Raw genomic sequence first — 253 nt, 5'->3', positions numbered from 1 at the left:
GCCACGCTGTTCTGCGAGGTGCGGCTGAGCGCAATGATCAGGCCGCCGATGGCGCCGCCAATGAAGGCAATCAGCGACAGCGCCACGGTCCACTTGGCCGCCTCCAGGATGAACAGAAATTCGGGAAAACCAAAAGTACGCATCAGCGGCCTGCCGGGTAGTTGAGGGCCAGGCGGTAGATCACCCGGAACAAGGCGGAAAACGACAGCGCCAGCAGCAGGTAGATGCCGGCCACGACGATGTAAATCTCGAA

General features: G+C 60.9%; 1 pseudogene. It reads right to left on the bottom strand.

From position 1 onward, the window contains the following. Positions 1-143, bottom strand: a pseudogene (locus C5P05_RS00705) (amino acid ABC transporter permease); the annotation flags it as partial. Positions 144-253: the final 110 nt, after the last annotated feature.

It is taken from the genome of Rhodoferax ferrireducens (genome assembly GCF_003347515.1).
In the GTDB taxonomy this organism is placed as follows: domain Bacteria; phylum Pseudomonadota; class Gammaproteobacteria; order Burkholderiales; family Burkholderiaceae_C; genus Rhodoferax.
The sequence above is the reverse complement of the archived record's forward strand: the minus strand, read 5'-3'. Positions and strand labels throughout refer to the sequence as shown.